Annotated in this window: 17 protein-coding genes; 3 read left to right on the top strand and 14 right to left on the bottom strand. The window is 69.9% G+C overall.

Annotated elements, in window-relative coordinates:
• Positions 1 to 81: 81 nt before the first annotated feature.
• Positions 82 to 1,089, bottom strand: coding sequence for an NAD(P)H-dependent glycerol-3-phosphate dehydrogenase (locus A4U64_RS00095; RefSeq protein ID WP_006940963.1), 1,008 nt, complete (start codon positions 1,087 to 1,089; stop codon positions 82 to 84).
• Positions 1,090 to 1,287: 198 nt separating this feature from the next.
• On the opposite strand from A4U64_RS00095, the gene A4U64_RS28425 reads away from it, so the two are divergent.
• Positions 1,288 to 1,458 (top strand): hypothetical protein, encoded by a 171-nt coding sequence (locus tag A4U64_RS28425; protein WP_167666173.1) that lies wholly within the window; start codon positions 1,288 to 1,290, stop codon positions 1,456 to 1,458.
• Positions 1,459 to 1,513: 55 nt separating this feature from the next.
• Here A4U64_RS28425 and A4U64_RS00100 read toward each other — a convergent pair whose 3' ends face one another.
• The 9 genes from A4U64_RS00100 to A4U64_RS00140 all read right to left on the bottom strand — a co-directional run bounded on the left by A4U64_RS00100 (position 1,514) and on the right by A4U64_RS00140 (position 13,722).
• Entirely contained in the window at positions 1,514 to 2,776 is a 1,263-nt protein-coding gene (locus tag A4U64_RS00100) for a benzoate/H(+) symporter BenE family transporter (protein ID WP_006946220.1), read from the bottom strand.
• Positions 2,777 to 2,783: 7 nt separating this feature from the next.
• Positions 2,784 to 5,468 (bottom strand): helix-turn-helix transcriptional regulator, encoded by a 2,685-nt coding sequence (locus tag A4U64_RS00105; protein WP_029546519.1) that lies wholly within the window; start codon positions 5,466 to 5,468, stop codon positions 2,784 to 2,786.
• Between the two features lie 11 nt (positions 5,469 to 5,479).
• Positions 5,480 to 6,826, bottom strand: coding sequence for an MFS transporter (locus A4U64_RS00110; protein ID WP_006946218.1), 1,347 nt, complete (start codon positions 6,824 to 6,826; stop codon positions 5,480 to 5,482).
• A gap of 108 nt (positions 6,827 to 6,934) precedes the next feature.
• The gene (locus tag A4U64_RS00115) at positions 6,935 to 7,744 is read right to left on the bottom strand and encodes a 1,6-dihydroxycyclohexa-2,4-diene-1-carboxylate dehydrogenase (protein ID WP_006946217.1); all 810 of its coding nucleotides are present in this window, start codon (positions 7,742 to 7,744) and stop codon (positions 6,935 to 6,937) included.
• Positions 7,741 to 9,351, bottom strand: a complete 1,611-nt coding sequence (gene benC, locus A4U64_RS00120; protein ID WP_043801240.1) for a benzoate 1,2-dioxygenase electron transfer component BenC — start codon at positions 9,349 to 9,351, stop codon at positions 7,741 to 7,743. Before benC ends, A4U64_RS00115 begins: the two co-directional genes overlap by 4 nt.
• Positions 9,352 to 9,384: 33 nt before the next feature.
• Positions 9,385 to 9,888 carry a benzoate 1,2-dioxygenase small subunit gene (benB, locus tag A4U64_RS00125; RefSeq protein ID WP_043801243.1) on the bottom strand — a complete coding sequence of 168 codons (504 nt, stop codon included), beginning with the start codon at positions 9,886 to 9,888 and terminating at the stop codon, positions 9,385 to 9,387.
• A gap of 13 nt (positions 9,889 to 9,901) precedes the next feature.
• Positions 9,902 to 11,293 (bottom strand): benzoate 1,2-dioxygenase large subunit, encoded by a 1,392-nt coding sequence (benA, locus tag A4U64_RS00130; protein ID WP_006946209.1) that lies wholly within the window; start codon positions 11,291 to 11,293, stop codon positions 9,902 to 9,904.
• Positions 11,294 to 11,502: 209 nt separating this feature from the next.
• A complete protein-coding gene (locus tag A4U64_RS00135) occupies positions 11,503 to 12,507 on the bottom strand; it encodes a 2Fe-2S iron-sulfur cluster-binding protein (RefSeq protein ID WP_006946208.1) in 1,005 nt (334 codons plus the stop codon).
• Between the two features lie 3 nt (positions 12,508 to 12,510).
• Positions 12,511 to 13,722, bottom strand: a complete 1,212-nt coding sequence (locus A4U64_RS00140; RefSeq protein WP_065921949.1) for a cytochrome P450 — start codon at positions 13,720 to 13,722, stop codon at positions 12,511 to 12,513.
• Positions 13,723 to 13,861: 139 nt separating this feature from the next.
• Between A4U64_RS00140 and A4U64_RS00145 the strand changes: the two genes are divergently transcribed.
• Positions 13,862 to 14,827: an AraC family transcriptional regulator gene (locus A4U64_RS00145; RefSeq protein WP_065921950.1), complete on the top strand. Its 966-nt coding sequence runs from the start codon at positions 13,862 to 13,864 to the stop codon at positions 14,825 to 14,827.
• A gap of 75 nt (positions 14,828 to 14,902) precedes the next feature.
• Here the strand turns inward: A4U64_RS00145 and A4U64_RS00150 are convergent, their stop codons facing one another.
• The 3 genes from A4U64_RS00150 to A4U64_RS00160 form a co-directional block, all read right to left on the bottom strand.
• Complete coding sequence (locus tag A4U64_RS00150; RefSeq protein WP_006946204.1) at positions 14,903 to 15,394, bottom strand: hypothetical protein; 492 nt, start codon at positions 15,392 to 15,394, stop codon at positions 14,903 to 14,905.
• A gap of 72 nt (positions 15,395 to 15,466) precedes the next feature.
• Positions 15,467 to 17,086, bottom strand: coding sequence for a 4-hydroxyphenylacetate 3-hydroxylase family protein (locus A4U64_RS00155; protein WP_050036051.1), 1,620 nt, complete (start codon positions 17,084 to 17,086; stop codon positions 15,467 to 15,469).
• Between the two features lie 50 nt (positions 17,087 to 17,136).
• A complete protein-coding gene (locus A4U64_RS00160) occupies positions 17,137 to 17,700 on the bottom strand; it encodes a flavin reductase family protein (protein ID WP_043802490.1) in 564 nt (187 codons plus the stop codon).
• A gap of 243 nt (positions 17,701 to 17,943) precedes the next feature.
• Here A4U64_RS00160 and A4U64_RS00165 point away from each other — a divergent pair, with 243 nt between their 5' ends.
• Positions 17,944 to 18,873: an AraC family transcriptional regulator gene (locus A4U64_RS00165; RefSeq protein ID WP_043802485.1), complete on the top strand. Its 930-nt coding sequence runs from the start codon at positions 17,944 to 17,946 to the stop codon at positions 18,871 to 18,873.
• A 6-nt stretch (positions 18,874 to 18,879) separates the two neighbouring features.
• Here the strand turns inward: A4U64_RS00165 and A4U64_RS00170 are convergent, their stop codons facing one another.
• A complete protein-coding gene (locus tag A4U64_RS00170; RefSeq protein ID WP_050036050.1) occupies positions 18,880 to 19,650 on the bottom strand; it encodes an IclR family transcriptional regulator domain-containing protein in 771 nt (256 codons plus the stop codon).
• Positions 19,651 to 19,694 lie beyond the last annotated feature (44 nt).

The following is a 19,694-nucleotide window of genomic DNA, read 5'->3' on the forward strand; positions in this document are numbered from 1 at the left end:
GTGCAAGTACCGGCTTCACCAGGCAAATTAGGGTCTATATCGCCATCTAGTACGCGGTCGAGAATCCTGAATACTTCCCGATCAGACCACGTCCTCTTCGTTGCCCGGCGTGACCCGGCGCAGCCCCCGGTACGCGTCGGCGGGGGAGCGGCGGCCGGCCACGACGGCCTCGACCTCGGCGGCGATGGGCATCTCCACCTCGTACTCGCGCGCCAGTTCCATCACCGTCGGGGCCGTCTTCACCCCCTCGGCCACCTGGCCCAGCCGGGCCACCGCCTCCTCGAGGGTGAGCCCGCTCGCCAGCGCCTCGCCGATCCGGCGGTTGCGGGACGCCGGGCTCGTGCACGTCGCGATCAGGTCGCCCATGCCGGTCAGGCCGGCGAACGTCCGCGGGTTGGCCCCCATCACCTCACCGAGCCGGGTCATCTCGGCGAGGCCCCGGGTGAGCACCATCGCCCGGGTGTTGTCGCCGACCCGCAGCCCCTCGGCCATGCCCGCCGCGATCGCGACGATGTTCTTCAGGACCCCGCCGAGTTCACAGCCGAGGACGTCGGTGTTGCGGTACACGCGGAAGACCTTCGAGGCGAACAGTGGCTGCAGGGCCGCCGCGACGCGTTCGTCCGCCGTGGCCACCACCGCGGCGGCCGCCATGCCGTCGGCGACCTCGCCGGCGATGTTCGGCCCGGCCAGCAGCCCCACGGGGTGCCCCGGCAGGCATTCGCCGATCACCTCGGTGGGCCGCAGGCGCGTGCCCGGTTCGAGTCCCTTCGCGAGCGAGAGGATCGGCACCCAGGCCCGCACCTCGTTCGAGATCTCGGCGAGGGTGGCGCGGACCGCGTGGGACGGCACTCCGACCACCAGCACGTCGGCCTCGTGCGCGGCCTCGAGGAGGTCCGAGGTGGCGCGCAGGTTGGCCGGCAGGGTCCGCTCGCCGAGGTACCGGGTGTTGCGGTGCTCCTCGTCGATCTCGCGGGCGGTGTCCGGATTGCGGGACCAGAGCAGGGTCGGGGTGTTCCGGGCCGACAGCCCTGCGACGGTGGTGCCCCACGAGCCGGAACCGAGGACGACGACGCGAACCGGACGTGCCATGGGTTGTTGATCCTGTCTGCGCGGCGGGACGGTACGGCCCTCAGGGTGTCAGTTCGCCCGTCCCGGCGCCGGATTTTCGCGGATGCCCGGTCCCCGATCTGCGTCGTACCGTATGTGCGGATGCGCACACTGGCATATCTGATACCCCAGGGGGTATATTGACGATAGACCCCGACCGCTTCCCCGAGGAGGACGCCCATGTGTTACCCCGTCACCTGCCCCAAGTGCGGAAAGACCGGCTGGGGCGGCTGCGGCCAGCACGTCGACAGCGTGATGAAGTCCGTGCCCGCCGCCGAGCGATGCGCCTGCGACCAGGACTCCGCTCCCAAGACGAGCTCCGGCATCTTCGGCTCGCTGTTCGGCCGCTGACACCCACCGGCTCGGGACACGGCGGGTGCGCGCACCCACACGCGCGCACCCGCCGTCACCGGCCGGTCGTCCAGTCCCCCCGCTCGAGCAACCGCGACACGATCACCCCGGCCACCAGACCCCAGAACGCCGCCCCGATGTTCCAGAACGTCACGTTCGCGGCGGTGACGACGAATGCCACCAGCGCCCCCATCGTGTACTTCGAGGCGAACGCCGTCACGAACGCGCCCTGCAGCGCCCGCAGCATCGCCAGGCCCCCGAGGGTCGCGACGAACGCCGCCGGCGCGGCGGTCATCCACCGCACGAACAGCGGCGCGAACAGTCCGAACACGATCGAATACAGCCCGAAACACACGGCCGCCGTGTACTGGCGGCTCCGCTCACCGGACGCGGTGAGCAGGGCGTTCGTCGGGCCGGTCAGGCACGTCGACACCGCGCCGACGCAGGCGGCACCGAGCGACCACACCCCGCACGCGATCGTGGTGACGTTGATCGGGGGCCGGTGCCCGGCCGCCGTGAGCACTGCGACGCCCTGCCCGTTCTGCACCACCAGCACGGTGATCGCCAGCGGGATCACCAACTCCAGCAACGCCGTCCACGTGAACACCGGGGCGGTGAAGACCGGCGACGCGAGGATGCCCGCTCCGCCCGGGGCCGGGGAGAAACGCCCCGACGCCGCCACCGCGACCGCACCGGCGATCAGCGCCCCGAGGATCGGCGGCAGCCACCGGCCGATCCGGCCGAACGCGCTCAACGCCAGGAACATCAGCACCATGGGCGCGGCGATCGCGACGTCCGCACCGAGCGCGAGCACCAGGTCCACACCGAACTTCAGGAAGACGCCGGCCACCATCGCCATGACGATCGGCATCGGCAGCGCCTCCATCACCCGCCGCACCAGCCCGGACGCCCCCAGCACCAGCACCAGCAGGCCGGTGACCAGGAACGCCCCGATCACCTCCGGCCAGGACAGGTGCCCCAGCGACCCGCCGACGAGGATCGTGCCCGGAATCGTCCAGGCGAAGCCGAGGGGCTGCCGGTAGGCGATGCTCATCGCGATCGTCAGCACGCCGTTGAGGACGAAGATCCCGAAGATCCACGACGCCAGTTCGGCGGCGCCGAGCCCGCCGGCCGCGCCGGCCGCGAGGACGACCGCGACCGGCCCCGTCGACGAGAACACCAGCCCGATCACGCCGTTCGCCGCGTACTCGACGCCGAGGTCCCGCAGCACCCGGCGCGGCCGGGTCACGGGCCGAGCGGGCCGCTCGAGCAGGTCGGTGTCGTTCGGGGGAGAGGTCTTCTCGTCGACTGCTGTCATCTCTTCCTCACTCCTCTTGCCGGAACTGGGCGGCCAGCTCGCTGCGCGAACGGATGCCGAGCTTCGCGTAGACCCGTGTCAGGTGGTACTGCACCGTCTTCACCGACAGGAACAGCTCGCCCGCCACGTCCTTGTTGGTATTGCCCGCGGCCACCAGCGCGGCGACCGCCTTCTCCTGCGGGGTCAACGCCGCCAGATCCATGTGTGTCCGGCGGGTATCGTCGCCGTTCGCCTTCATCCCCCCGGCCTTGAGTTCGCGGTCGCAGCGCTGCACGTACGACGTCGCGCCGAGCGTCACGTACAGCTCGCGGGCCGTGCGCATCACCGCGTCCGCCTCCCGCCGGCGTCCGGCGCGGCGCAGCGTCTGCCCGTACGCGAAGTTCACGCGGGCACGGTCGTACGGCAGCGACAGCGTCGCCAGGTTCGCCAGCGCGTCCTCGAATGTTCTGCGGGCGGCGTCGATGTCACCCCGTGCCCCGTGGATCCGTCCGCGCACGTATCCGAGCCGCGCCCGGGCGGACAGGTGCCCACGGGAGACGGCCAGTTCCTCGAACGGACGGAGGAACTCGTCGGCCTCGTCGACGCGTCCGGTCATCACGAGAGCATTCGCGTACAGGTCCGGCCACGGCCAGAAACCCGGTTCCACCAAGGCCTGCCGCCGACGGGTGGTGAGCGGTGCGAGGTGCCGCAGCACCCCGTCGTAGTCGGCGGCGACCTCTGCGCACTGGGCGGCCGCGATGCAGGACGGCACCACCATGACGGCATAGTCGGTGGCGCCCGCGCGTCCGCGACGCAGGTGCTCGCGGGCCAGCGACCAGTCCCCGCGCAGGGCGTGCACCTGTGCTCCTGTCCAATGCACCAGCGGCCGAAGCAGATCCAGGCCGGCCGTGTCGAGCTGTGCGGCCGCGCGGTCGACGGTGCGCACGGCGTCGTCCCATGCGCCGAGCGCGAACTCCGTGCGCGCCAGCCACGCCTGCGCCCACAACGAGATCCGGATCGAGCCGCCGCGGAAGACGGTCGGCTCGGCACTCTCGAGCTCCGCGCGGGCGCGATCCGGCTCGTCCAGCGCCAGGGCGAGCCAGCCCTCCGCCATGCGGATCCGCTGGCTCTGGGCGCCGAGCCGGAAGGTCTCCGACAGCTCTGCGTACGAGGCGCGTGCCTCGTCGACGCGGCCGGTCATGGCCAGGCCGAGGCCGCGGATCGCGGCCGACTCGACGGCAGCGGGCATGTCGGGAGCTACGAGGGACGACGCGCGGTCGGCCCACTCGACGAGGCCCGCGCCGTCGAGCTGGGCCAGCGAATGCAGCACCATGCGCTGGCAGATCATCGCACCCAGATCGGGGTCCCGGGCCGGGTCCGGGAGCAGTTGCCATGCGCGCGTGAGCAGCTGGGAGGCCTCGGCCGACCGGCCGCGCTGGATCGCCAGGTAGCCGAGCACCACGTCGCGCATGGAGCCCTCGGGCGCGGCCTCCATCGCCGGCACGAACGTCAGCGCCTGGGGCAGGTCCGCCGCGCCCGTGAGGGCGTCGACGCCGCGGATCAGCCGCTGCGCGCGCTGGTCGCGGTCGGGACTGATGCCACTCGCGATGATCAGTGCCTCGGCAGCATCCGACCACGCACCGACGGCGGCGCGGCGCCGGCCGTACCGATCGAGGCGGTCCGCGAGGTCCGCATCGGCGGTGGGGGTGGCGGAGACCAGGTGGGTGAGGGCGGCACCCTCGTCGTCGACCAGTTCGGCGGCGCGGGCGTGCAGGTCGCGCCAGCGGGCGGGACCGATGTCGTCCGCGACGGCGGCCCGCGTCATCGGGTCCGGGAAGATCAGGGTGACCGCGCCGCGCTGTTCGCGCCGCCGGAGCAATCCGGCGGTGTGCGCGGCGTCGAGCGCCGCGGTCGGGTCCGCCAGCCCGGCCAGCGCCGCGGCCTGGGTCAGGGTGCTTTCGCCACCGAGCACGGCCGCCGCTTCCACGAGTGCCCGGGTCTCGGCGGGGCAGTGGTCCAGCGTGCGGCGCACGGCGCCCGACCGTTCCTGGGGCGCCGGGAACCGGGCCTGCCAGTGCTGCCACTGGTTGCGGGGGATCTCGTCGAGCAACTGCAGGATCGGGCGGGGTGTGCCGAGAGTGTGCTCGAACAGCCGTCGCGCGGTCCACGGCGACAGGTCCACGCCGATGCGGGCGAGGGCCAGCTGGGCGATGTCCTGCGGCCCGAGGGGCCGCACGTGCACGGAGAGGGCGCGGTGATGGTCGAGCACCTGCCGGGTGCTGTCCGGGACCGCCTCCGGCAGCGGGTCCACGGTCACCAGCAGGACGAGCAACTGCTTGCCGTGGGCGCGGCGGACGGCGGACGACAGGGCCTGCAACGACTCGGAATCGGACCAGTGCGCGTCGTCGACGACGAGAACGGTGGGATCGTCCACGAGGGACAACAGTTCGTGCGCCACTTCCACCGGATCACGTCCGGTGACGGGGGCCTGCAGCAGTTGCTCGGCCGTGCTCCACGCGCGCGCCGCCTCCCACGGGACGCCCGCGGACACGCGGACCTGCCAGCCGTTCAAGACCTCGGTGAATCGTTGCACCAGGGCGGATTTGCCGATACCCGGCGGACCCTCGACGAGGGCGAGCACGGGTGAACCGGCTCGCGCCTCGCCGAGGTGACGGTCGAGCTCGGAGAGCTCTCGGGTACGTCCGACCAGCATGGCGGGGTGAGTCACACTTCCACGGTAGTGGGGCTCGCGGCCGCAGCTTCGGGGGTTCGGGCAACGTACTGCGCACCCCGTCGGATGGGAACGAACACCGTGACCAGGGCGCCGGCCACGGCGATGCCCGCGAAGATGTAGAAGCTCACGTCGTTGCTCAGCCCGGCACCGATGAGCAGGCCGCCGATGATGGGGCCGAAGATGCCGCCGAGCCGGCCGAATCCGGCGCACCAGGCGACACCGGCACCGCGCGCTGCCGTCTCGTAGTAGTTGGAGACGAACCCGTAGATGAGCACCTGGGTGCCGATCGTGCCGACCCCGGCGATCGCCACCGCGGTCAGCAGGACGGGCAGCGGGAACCCGAAGGTGAGGAGGATCAGTGCCAGGCCGGCGAGGCCGAACGTGGTGGCGATGACCGGCTGGGGGCCGCGGCCGTCGGCGATCCGGGAGGCCAGGAGGCCGCCGATGATCGCACCGCCGTTGAGCACCAACAGGAATGCGAGCGAGCCCTTCGCGTTGTAGCCGGCGTCGGCCATGATCTTCGGCAGCCACGTGTTCAGGCCGTAGGTCAGCAGGAGCCCGGCGAAGCTCATCAGGCCGAGCAGGGTGGTGCCCCACGCGTAGCGGCGGGTGGCCAGTGCGGCGAATCCGACCTTCTCGGCCGGGGCCGGGGCGATCGTGGGCAGGGGGAGACCGAACTTGTCACAGACCGCGGCCGCCTCGTCCGTCCGCCCGCGCGCCTGCAGCCACATCGGGGATTCGGGGAGCTTCACCAGGGCCAGGGGCAGCAGGATCACCAGCGGCAGCGCGCCGATCCAGAACAGTCCGCGCCAGCCGATGGTGTCGCGCAGCACGATGGCCAGCAGAGAGGCGAGGACGCCGCCGGCGGGGACGCCGCTGTAGACGATCGCGTTGAACAGGTTCCGTTTCCCGGGCGGAGCGAACTCGGCCACCACGGCACCCGCGGTGGCGACGAGACCACCGACGCCGATGCCGGTGAAGAAGCGCAGGATGCCGAAGGAGGTGATGCTGGTGGCCATCGCCGCGGCGCCCATGCCGACGGAGAACCAGACGATGTTGATCAGCATCATCTTCCGGCGCCCGAGCCGGTCGCCGAACGCGCCGGTGAACAGGGCGCCGACCATGACGCCGATGAGGGCGTACGAGCCCAGCGCGCCGCCCTGCTGCGCGGAGATCGCTCCGATCTGGCTGGGGTCGGCCATCAGTGTGGGCAGGATCGTCCCGTAGACGACGAGGTCGTAGCCGTCGAAGATGATCGCGAGCGTGGCGAGGGCGACGACCCAGATGACGGTGCGGCGGTGCCGGGGACTTGCCCAGGCGGTTGTGTTGTCGGCCATGTCGGCTCCGGTCTGTGAGTGCGGTCACAAATGAAACGGGGCAGAAAGAGGGCCTCACCGGCAGGGGATCCCTGGCCTGTCGGTGAGGCCTGTGGCGGTGCTGGGGTGTTACCCCAGGTCGCCGCCGGCGACGGGAAGAACCGTGCCGGTGATGTAGGAGGCCTCCTCCGAGGCCAGGAAAGTGATCGCGGCGGCCTGCTCGTCGAGCGTGCCGTACCGCTTGAGCAGCGAGGAGTCGACGGTCTGGTCCACGATCTGCTGGTACCAGCCCTTCTCCTGCTCGCTCTGCGCGGCGGGGCCGCGCGCTACCCGGCGGGCGGGGGCGTCGGTGCCGCCGGGGGCGGTGGCGACGACCCGGATCCCGTACGGGGCGGCCTCGAGGGCGAGCGCGGCGGTGATCGCGTTGACCCCGCCCTTGGCGGCGGCGTAGGGGACGCGGTTGACACCGCGCGTCGCCACGGAGGACACGTTGACGATCGTGCCCGAGCGTTGCTCGATCAGGTACGGCAGCACCGCGCGGCATGTCCACAGCGTCGGGAACAGCGACCGCTGCACCTCCGCCTGGATCTGCTCGGGGGTGTAGTGCTCGTACGGCTTCGCCCAGATCGTCCCGCCGACGTTGTTGACGAGCACGTCGATGCGGCCGTGCTGCTGCCGGGCCTCGTCGATCGCGGACTGCGCTCCCGCGAAAGTCTCGAGGTCGGCGGTGACGGAGTGCGCCTGGAAACCCTTCTCGCGCAACTCCTTCGCCACCTCGTGCACGAGCTCGGAGCGGTCGACGAGGATCACGGATCCGCCCTCGGCTGCGATGCGGGACGCGACCACGAGGCCGATACCCTGCGCGGCGCCGGTGACGGTGACAACCCTGCCGTCGAAGCGGCCCGGGTACACGGTGCCGACCGGAAGAAGGGCACTCACGCGAGTTCCACCTTCGCGGACTCCTCGATGGCGCGGCGCATCGTCGCCTTGGCGTGCTCGGCATGGCTGACGATGAGGTCGCGGGCCGCCGCGCGGTCCTTGCGTTCGAACGCCCGCACGATCTGCAGGTGGTCGTGCGGAATCTGCTCGTCCACCCACTGCGCGGTGCGCAGCACCTTGCGCATCAGCTGGGTCACCTCGAGCCGGTTGTACGCCTCGAGCAGCACGGGATTGCCGCAGCAGCGGAACAGGAACTCGTGGAAGGCGGCGTTGGTGTCGGTGAACGCGCCCGCGTCGGTGAAGCGGTCGTGGTCGATCGACGCGGTCGACGCCTCGGCGAGAATCCGGAATTCCACGAGCTGCGCGTCGGTGAGCCGGCCGATGGTCAGCTCCAGCGCACCGAGTTCGAGCGCCATGCGCGCGTCGAACTGGGCGTCGGATTCGGTGACGGGCGGGTGCTCCTCGCCGATCTCGTAGTTGCCCACCGGCACCTGCTCGGCGGCGCCGAGGGACACCGGCAGGCCGGTCTCCTCGGCTGCCCTGGTGGCGGCTTCGAGTTCCCGCTCGGTGGGCCGGGGCGCCGGTTCGGCGGCTCCGAGGGTCGCGGAGTTGTTGAACTTCTCGAAGTAGAAGTTCGTCACCGAGATGCCCTCGTCCGACAGGTGCGTGCGCACCGCCTCGACCATCGGCGGCGGCCCGCACAGGTAGACGTCGACGTCGCCGTCGTTGAGGTGCTTCGGCTCGAACAGCCCGGTGACGTACCCCTTGTTGGGGGCGGTCGACTCCGGATCGGAAACGCAGTAGTCGAACGTGAAGTTCGGCAGCGACCGCGTGTAGGCCTCGAGCTTGTCCAGCTCGACCAGGTCCTGGTCGAAGCTGACGCCGTAGACCAGGTGCACCGGCAGGTCGCTGCCCTCCTCCTGCATCTTCGACAGGATGGCGAGCAGTGGCGCGAGGCCGGTACCGCCGGCGAGCAGGAGGGCGGGGCGCTTACGCTCACGCAGGAAGAAGCTGCCGAACGGGCCGGTGAACTGCAGGGTGTCTCCCACCTGGGCGCGATCACTCAGGTACTCGGACATCAGGCCGCCCTCGGTGATCTTCACCAGGAAGGACAACTGCGGGTCGTTCGGTCCCGTGCTGAACGAGTACGACCGGGTCTGTTCCGTTCCGGGCACGGTGATGTTCACGTACTGGCCCGGCAGGAACACCAGGTCGTCCCGATTGGGGATCTCGACGGTGAAGCCCACGGTGCTGGGAGAGAACCGCTGCAGGTCCGTGATCGTCGCCGTGTACGTCGCGGCCGCGGTCTTCGCGACGTCCGAGGTCGTCGCGATCTGCAGCACGAGATCGGATTCCGGGACCATCTGGCACGGCAGGCAGAATCCCTGCTCGGCCTCGTCGTCGGTCAGCGCCTCCTCGATGTAGTCGCCGCCGTCGTAGTTGCCGGACTCGCACAGCGCCTTGCAGGTACCGCACGCGCCGTCGCGGCAGTCGAGAGGAATGTTGATCCGCGCCTTGTACGACGCGTCGGCGACCGTCTCGTTCGGTCCGCACTTGATGAAGCGGGTCACCCCGTCCTCGAAGCTCAATGCCACCTGAAAGCTCACGGCATGTGCCTCCTTTCGTGAATCGGGGGTGGATCAGACGACGTAGACGTCCACGATGTGGTGGATGTAGTCGTTCTTGAGCACGATCTTCTTCTTCTTGATCACCGGGTGCGGGCCCGAGACGTCGAGGGTCACGAAGTTCGTGCCGAAGTAGGTGTCGGTGGTGTTGTACCGGTAGTACAGCGAGAACCAGTTGTGGCGCAGGTCGATCTCGGTGCCGCGGCGCTCGAGGATCTCGACGTTGGTGATGTTGTGGCCGGTGCGCGGTTCGGGCAGCGACGTCGCGGAGGAGCGGTCGGTGCGGATGCGGAACACCCGGTCCTCGAGGCCACCGCGGTTGGGGTAGTAGATGAGCGAGATCTCGCGCTGCGGGTCCTCGGTGAGCGCACCGTTGTCGTCCCATGCCGGCATCCAGTACTCGGCCTGCGGGTGGTAGCACTCGAGCCACTTCTCGAACTCGCGGTCGTCGAGGAGACGGGCCTCACGGTAGAGGAACTGCTCGATGTCGGTCTGCGTCAATTCCGTTGCGGCGGTCATGTCCTGGTCTTCCTCAGCGCTCGTTCGTGGTGGTGGGCTCGGCAGCGGCGTTCTCGGCGGTTTCCGCCGCGACGGCCTTGCGCATGCTCTCGAGCCAGAAACCGTGCTGGATCGGGTACAGGCCCTCGTCCTCGGTCTTCACGCCGCTCGACAGCACGTTCTTCATGCCGAGGTCCAGCGCGACCTGGTCCGGTCCGTTGAGCTGGTGGGTGGCGCCGCGGCTGAGGTCGTTCCACGGGGCGGCCGACGCGAGATAGGTCTTCTGGCAGGACCGGAACTCCTCGAGGTCGTCCGGGGTGGCCATTCCGGTGGCGTTGAAGAAGTCCTCGTACTGGCGGATGCGGTTGGCGCGGGATTCGGCGCTCTCACCCTTGGGGGCGATGCAGTAGATGGTGACTTCGGTCTTGTCCACGGAGATCGGCCGGAAATGCCGGATCTGCGAGGAGAACTGGTCCATCAGGTACACGTTCGGGTAGAGGCAGAGGTTGCGGGACGCGCCGACCATGAACTCGGCCTTCTTCTCGCCGAATTCTGCGGCGAGCTCGTCCTTGCGGGGGAAGAGCGGGCGGTCCTGCGGGTTGCCCCACCACATCCACAGCAGCAGGTGGCCGTTCTCGAACGAGTGGTAGCCGCCGCCCTGCTTGCCCCAGGTGCCGGCGTCCATCGCCTTGGTCTCGTTGGTCGACTCGCCGGCGGTGCGGCGCGCGGTGGTGGCCGCGTAGTTCCAGTGCGTCGCCGACACGTGGTAGCCGTCGGCGCCGTTCTCCGCCTGCAGCTTCCAGTTGCCGTCGTAGGTGTAGGTGGACGAACCGCGCAGCACCTCGAGACCCTCGGGGGACTGGTCCACGATCATGTCGATGATCTTGGTGGCGTCGCCGAGGTGCTCTTCGAGGGGCTTGACGTCCTCGTTCAGGCTGCCGAACAGGAAGCCGCGGTAGCTCTCGAACCGGGCGACCTTGGTCAGGTCGTGGCTGCCGTCCTTGTTGAACCCCTCCGGGTAGCCGGCGTCGCGCGGGTCCTTGACCTTGAGCAGCTTGCCGTTGTTGCGGAACGTCCAGCCGTGGAACGGGCAGGTGAACGTGGTGCGGTTGTCGGTCTTGCGCCGGCACAGCATCGCGCCCCGGTGGCTGCACGCGTTGATCAGGCAGTGCAGCTCGCCCTCCTTGTCGCGGCTGATCACGACGGGCTGGCGACCGATGTAGGTGGTGAAGTAGTCCCCGTTGTTCGGAACCTGGCTCTCGTGCGCGAGGTAGACCCAGTTGCCTTCGAAGATGTGCTTCATCTCCAGCTCGAAGACTTCCTCGTCGGTGAAGATGTTGCGGCGCACTTGGTATCGGCCGCTGGCCGCATCTTCGACGAGAGCGCCGTCGAGGGCGGCGCGCACATGGTCCAGGGTCTCGGTCATGGGGATCCTCCAGAAAGGGTGTCGGGTCGGCCCCGGCGGAGAATGGGGCTGTTTCCGCGTTATCTCCACCATGCCACCATGTGGCCACAGTCACACCAGGCAAATGCCTAGGCCTACCTAGGACCCTCGGCAGGAGGGTAGGAAGTCCCCAAACGCCCGGTGCGTCCTTTGGGCTGCTGGAACAGCCCAAAGGACGCACCGGGGGTGGGTCACGTCGCCGAGGTGAACTTCTCCCGCCGGATCCGGCGCGGCGACATCCGGCGCCGCTTGCACGCCTTGACGGCGCTGTCGACGAAGGCCTCGGAGCCGCAGATGTAGCCCGTGTACTCCTTCGCCGACGCCACGTCCTCGACGAAGGCGTCGGGGGCGTAGCCCTCGCGGTCGCCGCCGGACTCACGGCTCAGGCACGCGACGAACCGGAAGCCGGGATGCTGCGCCTCCAGCTCGCGGAAGAAGCCGGAGTCGTAGAGGTCCTCGGCGGTGCGCACCCCGTGGTAGAGGACGATCTCGCGCCGCGGATCCAGCGACAGCGCCTGCCGGACGATGCTCTTCATCGGGGCCAGTCCGGTCCCGCCCGCGAGCAGCACCATGGGGCCGGTGGACTCCGCGTCGAACGTGAAGTCCCCGAGCGGTCCGGTGACGTCGACACGGTCGCCGACCGCGACGGTGCCGAACGCCCACCGGTCGCTCGCGACCCCACCCGGCCGGCGACGGACATGCAGCTCGAGCAGCTTCGCCTCACCCGGGGTGTTCGCCAGCGAGTACTGCCGCCGGACGCCGGTGCCCGGGACAGTCAGTTCGACGTACTGCCCGGCGGAGAATTCGAGCGGCGTGTCCAGGGTGAGCAGCATCCGCCGCGTGTCGTGGGCGATGTCGCGGACCTCGGTGACGGTGCCGACGAGGTCGCGCAGCGCGTGGGTGGCGTCCCGGTCCCGGCCGTCGTCGGTGCGTGGCCGCTCGACGACGGTGTCGCCGCACGGCGTGGCCTGGCACGCGAGGGCGAAGCCCGCGTCGCGTTCCGTCGCGGGCAGCGTCGCCTCGGGGGACGTGCGGTGGTCGACGGCGCCCGAGCGGACCCGGATCTTGCAGGTGCCGCACGTGCCCTGGTTGCACGAATTGGGCATCCACACCCCGCTGCGCAGCAGTGCGTCGAGCACGGTCTGCTCGGGTGCGCACGCGACGGTGGTGTCGCCGACGGTGACGGTGGCGCTCATGTCCTAGACCTCCCAGGTGACGTGCAGGGCGGTGGGTCCGCGGAAGCCCCAGCCCCAGAACTCGACGTCGGCGTTCGTGTCCCGCTCGAGGTTGGGGATGGTGTCGAGCAGTTCCTCGAGGCCGATGCGGCACACGTGGTTCGCGAAGTAGATGCCGGCGCACGCGTGGTTGCCGGCGCCGAACGCCAGGTGCGGCAGCGGCGGGCGGGTCATGTCGTATTCGGTGGGGGCGTCGTACTTGCCGGTGTCGTGATTGGCCGAGCCGTACGACAGGATCACCACGGTGCCTGCCGCGATGTCGACCCCGGACACCGTGGTGTCCCGCCTCGCGATGCGGGCCGTCGCCGACCAGATCGGCGACGTCCACCGCATGCCCTCGGCGATCGCGCGCGGAATCAGACCCGGCTCGTCGACGACGGCTTCGAACTGTTCGGGCCGGCTGAACAGCCCCGCCAGCGTCGAGGACATGGCGTGCCCCGGCTCCTGCATGGCCCCGAGCAGGAACACGTACAGCGTGGGATAGATGTACTCGCGGTCGCGGGTCTGCCCCTCGGGCATGCCGTCGTGCAGCCAGTGCGACATCGCACTGTCGTCCGGGTGTTCGATCCAGTGGTCGATCAGGGGATCGACGATCGAGCGGATCTCCGCCTTCGCGGCGTCGCCGGCCGCGAACCGCTCCTGGTCGGTGAATTCACCGTGGTCGTCGACCTCGGCGTTGGTGAAGGAGTCGGACAGCTTGTGGAACCACTCGCGCAGCGTGTCGGAGCCGACGTCCTTCAGCCCGAGCAGGTCGCCGAGCGCGCGGACGCTGACCGGTTCGCAGTACCGGGCGACGAGATCGGCGCGGCCGTCGTTCTCGAAACCCTCGAGGTAGCGGCGGGCGATGGGCCGGACCAGGTCCTCGATCCAGCGGTCGACCTCGCTCGGCTGCAGCGCGGGTTCGACCATCGAGCGCAGATCCTGGTGGATGTCGCCGTTGACACCGATGATCGCGGGATGTCCGAACGTGCGGCCGCCGGCCGGGGTGATGATGGCCTCGAAGTCGTCGCTCGTCGCGATGGCGTGGCACGCCTCGGCGGTCGAGGCGACGAACGCGCCGAGGACGGGGACGAAGGCGACCGGTGCCTCGGCCCGCAGCCGCTCGTAGACCGGGTACGGGTTGCGCTCGAGTTCGGTCATGGTGATCTCGTCGATCCATGAAAGGGTGCTCGTCATCGGTAGTGCTCCTCGATGTGTCTTCGGCGGTTAGGCCCCTCGAGCGGGGCCGTTCGTCGGGTGAGGCAGAACATATGACGGCAGTCACACGATCGCCGAGACGATCCGCGCGGCCCCTGGACACATCGCGCGACTTTCTGTGACCGGCGTCTCCGCTACGTACGCTCGTGGTGTGAGTGCGACCGAGATCGGAGACTGGGATGCCGCATCCCGGGCGGTGGCGGACGCGTACTTTCCCCATGAGCTGACCGATTTGTCGGGCACCGACCGGCCGAAGCTGTCGCTGACGACGGTCGATCTCGGCGGGGTGACCCTCGGCCGCCTGCACTGGGGTGCCGACATCGCCATCGCGTGCGACTATCCGGGCGCCTACGAGGTGAACATCCCGGTCACCGGCCGGCTCGAGTCCCGTGGCAGCCACGGCGAGACCGTTTCGGTGCCCGGTCAGGCCACCGTCTTCCGGGCCGACACGCCGAGTGTGATCACCCATTGGGGCGCAACGTGTTCCGTGCTCGGGGTGAAGTTCGACCGGGAGCATCTCGAGCGGGAGGCCGACAGGATCCTCGGTTCGCCGGTGCGATCGAAGCTCGAGCTGCCCGACCAGCTCGACCTGACCGGTCCGGCGAGCGAGTGGCACGGGCTCGTCCGGGCCCTGTCCGAACAGCTCGACGGCGCCCTCGAGGTGGTGCGCAATCCGGTGGTCGGGGCGCAGCTCGCCGGTGCCGTGACCGCGGCGTTCGTCCTGGCCGTCGCCCCGCAGGACGGACCGGCCGGACCCCCGCGGCCGGGCATGATCCGTCGCGTCCTCGACGCCCTGCACGACGATCCCGGCCGGGCGTGGACCTCGGCCGACATGGCCGAACTGGCCGGCACCAGCGTCCGCCGCCTGCAGGAGGCGTTCGCCCACTTCGTCGGCCGCAGCCCGTCGGCGTGCCTGCTCGACATCCGGCTCGACCGCGCCCACGCCGACCTCGTCGCCGGAGCGGGCACGGTCACCGTCGCCGACGTGGCCTACCGGTGGGGTTTCAGCCACCCCGGCCGGTTCGCCGCGGCGTTCAAGCGGCGCTACGGGACGACGCCCGCGGAGGTCCTGCGCGGCCGCTGACGCACACAGAAGTCCCGGACGTCGACAACCGTCGAGACGCTTGTCGATGTCCGGGACCTGTGTCGTTGCGTGGGCCTACCCGACCCAGAACTGCGGGGTGGGCCGGTCGAACGACAGCTCCGGGAAGTCGTCGTCGCAGATCGGGACCCGGGCTCGGCGCTCGACGTAGTCGTGGCCGTAGGCGCGCATGTGCTCGATGCACGCGACGGTGTATCCGACGGGATCGGGGTGGACGGCGGTGGCCGGCCGGAAGAGGTTGGGAAAACCCTTCGCCGTCAACGTGTTCGCCGTGCACCGCGCACCGTCGCGGCCGCACAGCGGGAGGGTGCCGTCCCCGTCGACGAGGAACTTGGCCCGCGCGACGACGGTCGAGCCGTCGAGGATGTCCCAGCGGTGGTCGACGTCGTCGTAGCGGGCGGAGGTCGCGCCGGCCGTGTCGTGGACGGCCAATCGCAGTTCGTCGCGCAGGCGGCCGGCCGCCCGCAGGGCGGCGAAGGAGCGCCCGAGGACCACGGCGTCGAACTCCGGGACGGGGGCACGGGCGACGGACTTCGAGGCGGTGGTCATCTCGGGCGCTCCTTCGCGGGTGGAACGCCGCGCGCGGGCGGCAGGGGATCGCCCGCGCGCGGCAGCTGGGGGTTACTTGCGGTAGTAGGCGCTGACGTCGTCGTTGCCGATGAGGTCGGGCACGGTCCAGCCGTCGAGGTCGTACTCGCTCATGAACTGCTCGGCCAGGCCCTTCATGCCGGAGACGATGCCGCGGTTCTCGGCGGCGAACAGCAGTTCGGCCTTGACGTTCTCGTGGTTGCCGGAGTAGTTGCGCTCGTACAGTTCGTGGCGGCCACCGAACTCGGAGCCGATCGAGTCCCACAGGGCCTTCATGACCTTGACCCGGTCCACGGCGGTGATGCCGTCGGAGCCGCGGACGTACTTGTCCAGGTAGGGGCGCACCTCAGGGCTCTTGAAGTCCGCCGCCGACGAGGGCAGGTAGATCAGGCCGGACGCGACGTCCTGCTCGATGATCTCCTTGATGCGCGGGTAGCCGGAGATCATGAACATCCGGTAGGTCAGGCCGTACTCGAGCTTCGGGATGACGGTGTCGCCGATCCACGGCTCGGGGTCGCGGGCCATCGACTCGGTGAGCGACCAGAACAGGTTGCGCCAGCCGATGACCTCCCCGACGCGGGTCTGCACGCCGCGGAAGCCGCCGGCGCCGGTGGCGTCGAGGGCCTTGAGCAGCAGGCCCGCGATGAAGTCGAGCTTGACGGCGAGGCGGGTGCAGCCCTGGAAGGTGAACCGCGGCAGGAATCCGGACTGCGGGAAGAACGCGTTGATCTTCTCCACATCGCCGTACATGAACACGTTCTCCCACGGCACGAGCACCTTGTCGAAGATGAAGATCGCGTCGTTCTCGTCCATGCGCGAGGACAGCGGGTAGTCGAACGGCGAGCCGACCACGGCGGCGTTCTGGCTGTAGGAGGCCCGCGAGATCAGCTTGATGCCGGGCGCGTCCATCGGCACCGTGCAGATCAGGGCGAATTCCTTCTTCTTGATCGGCAGGCCGTAGTGGGCGATGAAGTTGTAGTTGGTGATCGCCGAGCCGGTGGCGACGACCTTGGCGCCGGAGACGATCAGGCCCGCGTCGGTCTCCTTCTCGACCTTCATGAACACGTCGCCGACCTGGTCCGGGGGCAGTTGCCGGTCCACCGGGGGGTTGATGATGGCGTGGTTCCAGTACAGGACCTTCTCCTGCGACTCGCGGTACCAGCGCTTGGCGTTGTCCTGGAACGGGGCGTAGAGCTCGCTGTTGGCGTTGAGGGTGCCGAGGAAGGAGGCCTTGTAGTCGGGGGACCGGCCCATCCAGCCGTAGGTCATCCGCGCCCAGGTGGCGATGGCGTCGCGTTCGGCGAGCAGGTCGTCGGCGGAGGTGGGGGTGCGGAAGAACGGCATGGTCACCCCGCCGTTGCCGGTGTCGGTGGGACAGGTGAGGGTGCCGACGTGCTCGCCGGTGTGCAGCGAGTCGTAGAGGCGGGCGGTCATGCGGATGGAGTTGCGGAACGCCGGATGGTTGGTGAAGTCCTCGACCCGCTCGCCGTGCAGCCAGATCTCGCGGCCGTCCTTGATCGATTCGATGTACTCGTCGCCGGTCATCGGCCGCGTGGCGAAATTCTGCTGCCGGTTCGCCGGGGAATCGGCGGCGACGTTCACCGTGGAGCGGTCGATCGTGTTCTCGCCGGGACGGGACTCGAGAGTGGTCATGGATATCTCCTTGCGGGTGAAGGGAACTGGTAAGTGGTTCCGGGCGGTGGTCAGTTCACCGCGGCATCGAGGTGGAGCGGGGTGAACCGGGTCCGGGCGTCGAACCAGCCGCTGTGCGGATCGTCCATCGAGCCGTTCCATGCGGCGGAGGCGCTCGGTGCGCCGAGTTCGTGGAAGGTGCTCCGGTAGAACAGCAGCGGGGCGGTGTCGCGGCACTGGGCGTCGACGATCTCGCCGATGTAGATCACGTGGTCGCCGCCGTCGTACTCGCGCCACGGGACGCAGGACAGGGTCGCCGCGGCCCCGGCGAGCACCGGCGCCGTGGGTCCGTCCTCGAACACCGGGCCGGGGGTCTGCGGCCGGCCGGCGAAGTGCAGGGCGGTGTCGACCTGGTCCGCGGCGAGGATGTTCACCGCGAACGGTGCGCCGGAGAGGAAGCCGCACGCCTTCGACGTGCGGGTCAGGGTGACCTGGCACAGCCGGGGCTCGAGGGAGACGGCGGTGAACGCGGTGACCGTCGCGCCGTGGGGTGTGCCCTCGTGGTTGGCGCAGGTGATCACGGTGACGCCACTTGCGAACTGTCCGAAGATGTTCCGGAGCCGACGCTGTTCCATTTCGGCGCTCCTCCCGGGTCGATCCGTGCTGGTGTGATGTAGACCATAGGAGCGGGTGGGTGCCGGCTGCGATCCGCTGAACGCGGTCGCTATCCGGTTAGCGCGGTCGGCGTGACCGATGGCCTCGTTTGCCCGGAGACGTGTTGCCCATCACACTGGGCAGTGGGTCCCGGGTATACCGGGACGAAGGTCCCGAATGGCGAACGGCGCCGAAGGTCCCGGGGACGGAAACGGAGGTACAGGGTGAGGTCGACGCCTGATCCGGCCGATTGGGACGAAGCCGAGCATGTGGTGTCCGACGCATACTTCCCGCACACCCTGGCCCCGCTGGCCGCCGGTACGGAACCGCACGTCGATGTCCGCGCGCTGCAGCTCGGTCCGCTGCGGCTGGCGCGAATCGGATGGGGCGCCGAGGTCACGGTGCAGTCGGACCATCCGGGTGCCTACGCGGTCAACATCCCCCTGTCCGGGCGCATCGAATCGGTGACCGCGGGCCGCGAGGTGGTCTCGGTGCAGGGACAGGCGTCGGTGTTCCGGCCGGACACCGCCGCCACCATCACCCGCTGGACCGACGACTGCGAGATCGTCGGCGTCAAGCTCGACCGCGACTACCTGGACCGTGAGCTGGCGCGGATCCTGGGACGTCCCGACCTGCAGTTGCCGGAGCAGGTGGACCTGACCGGGGAGGCCGGTCAGAGCTGGATGACCCTGCTGCGGTCGGTGGTCGACCAGCTGCGCGCGGACGAGGAGCTGTGGCGCAACCCATTGGTCGCCGAGCAGCTCTCCGGCGCCCTGACCTCGGCGTTCGTGCTCGCGGTGATGCCCGACGGCGGGACCGGCACCGCGGCGCGACCGCGGATCGTCAAGCGGGTCCTCGACCGCATCCACGAGGATCCGGCCCAGCCGTGGACGTCGGCGGACATGGCCGAGCTGGCGGGCGTGAGCGTGCGCCGCCTCCAGGAGGGATTCCGCGAGTACCTGGGGGTCTGTCCCCGCGACTACCTGCTCGACCTGCGCCTCGAGCGGATCCACGAGGAGCTCGCGGCCGGCGACCCGGCGGCGACGTCGGTCACGGAGGTGGCCATGCGCTGGGGGATGACGCACACCGGCCGCTTCGCCGCCGCCTACCGCCGCAAGTACGGCGTGACCCCGTCCGCGACCCTGCGCGGCTGACGAGACCTACCCGCGGTACCCGAGGTCGGCGCTGAGGTCGTTCGCGGACTTCACCAGGCAGTCCACGGCGAGCGCGCGGAATTCCTCGGGCGTGTGCCGGGCCGTCGACGTCGAGCAGGCGAGCACACCGACCACGGTGCCGGCGGCGTCGCGCACCGGCGCCGCCGCCGAGATGAGGCCCTCCTCGAGCTCGGCGGAGGTGAGCGCGTAGCCCTGGGCGCGCACCCGGGCCAGCTCTGCCCGCAGTTCGTCCGCGTTGCCGACGGTCGCGGTGGCGAGCTTCTCGAAACTCGTGTCGGCGACGACCTGCTCGACGGTGTCGGTGGGGGCCCACGCCAGCAGCGCCCGGCCCATCGACGTCGCGTATGCGGGGACCCGGGTGCCCACCGAGACGTTGATGCTCATGATGCGCCGCACCGGGACCCGGGCGGCGTACACCACCTCGGCGCCGTCGAGAACGCCGAGGGAGGCGGATTCGCCGGTGTACTCGGAGATCTCGACCAGCCGCGGCATGGCGGCCTCGACCAGGGCGTGCGAGGCGGAGTAGTGCTGACCGATGCTGAGCACGCGCGGGGTCAGCGACCATCGGCTGCCCGTGTTGCTCACGTAGCCGAGCTTCTGCAGGGTCAGCAGGATGCGGCGGACCGCGGGCCGGGACAGGTCGGTCTTCGCTGCCAGTTCGGCGAGGGACGGGTTGGGGTGCTGTTCGTCGAACGCGAGCAGCACGGCAAAGCCGCGCTCGATGCTTTGGACGAAATCCCGGTCCTGGCTAGGCATTGCTGGCTCCTACCTGCGGTTTCGGCGCCCAGGGCCACCCGGGT

The organism is Rhodococcus sp. WB1 (genome assembly GCF_001700945.1).
In the GTDB taxonomy this organism is placed as follows: Bacteria; Actinomycetota; Actinomycetes; order Mycobacteriales; family Mycobacteriaceae; genus Rhodococcus; species Rhodococcus aetherivorans.

Bases quoted from the DNA above. Each gene is read 5' to 3' on its own strand.
- A4U64_RS00155 (WP_050036051.1), bottom strand. From the start codon at position 17,086: ATGACCACTCTCGAGTCCCGTCCCGGCGAGAACACGATCGACCGCTCC.
- A4U64_RS00105 (WP_029546519.1), bottom strand. From the start codon at position 5,468: ATGCTGGTCGGACGTACCCGAGAGCTCTCCGAGCTCGACCGTCACCTC.
- A4U64_RS00160 (WP_043802490.1), bottom strand. From the start codon at position 17,700: ATGGAACAGCGTCGGCTCCGGAACATCTTCGGACAGTTCGCAAGTGGC.
- A4U64_RS00110 (WP_006946218.1), bottom strand. From the start codon at position 6,826: ATGGCCGACAACACAACCGCCTGGGCAAGTCCCCGGCACCGCCGCACC.
- A4U64_RS00170 (WP_050036050.1), bottom strand. From the start codon at position 19,650: ATGCCTAGCCAGGACCGGGATTTCGTCCAAAGCATCGAGCGCGGCTTT.
- A4U64_RS00150 (WP_006946204.1), bottom strand. From the start codon at position 15,394: ATGACCACCGCCTCGAAGTCCGTCGCCCGTGCCCCCGTCCCGGAGTTC.
- A4U64_RS00135 (WP_006946208.1), bottom strand. From the start codon at position 12,507: ATGAGCGCCACCGTCACCGTCGGCGACACCACCGTCGCGTGCGCACCC.
- A4U64_RS28425 (WP_167666173.1), top strand. From the start codon at position 1,288: ATGTGTTACCCCGTCACCTGCCCCAAGTGCGGAAAGACCGGCTGGGGC.
- benB (WP_043801243.1), bottom strand. From the start codon at position 9,888: ATGACCGCCGCAACGGAATTGACGCAGACCGACATCGAGCAGTTCCTC.
- A4U64_RS00095 (WP_006940963.1), bottom strand. From the start codon at position 1,089: ATGGCACGTCCGGTTCGCGTCGTCGTCCTCGGTTCCGGCTCGTGGGGC.
- A4U64_RS00100 (WP_006946220.1), bottom strand. From the start codon at position 2,776: ATGACAGCAGTCGACGAGAAGACCTCTCCCCCGAACGACACCGACCTG.
- benA (WP_006946209.1), bottom strand. From the start codon at position 11,293: ATGACCGAGACCCTGGACCATGTGCGCGCCGCCCTCGACGGCGCTCTC.
- A4U64_RS00140 (WP_065921949.1), bottom strand. From the start codon at position 13,722: ATGACGAGCACCCTTTCATGGATCGACGAGATCACCATGACCGAACTC.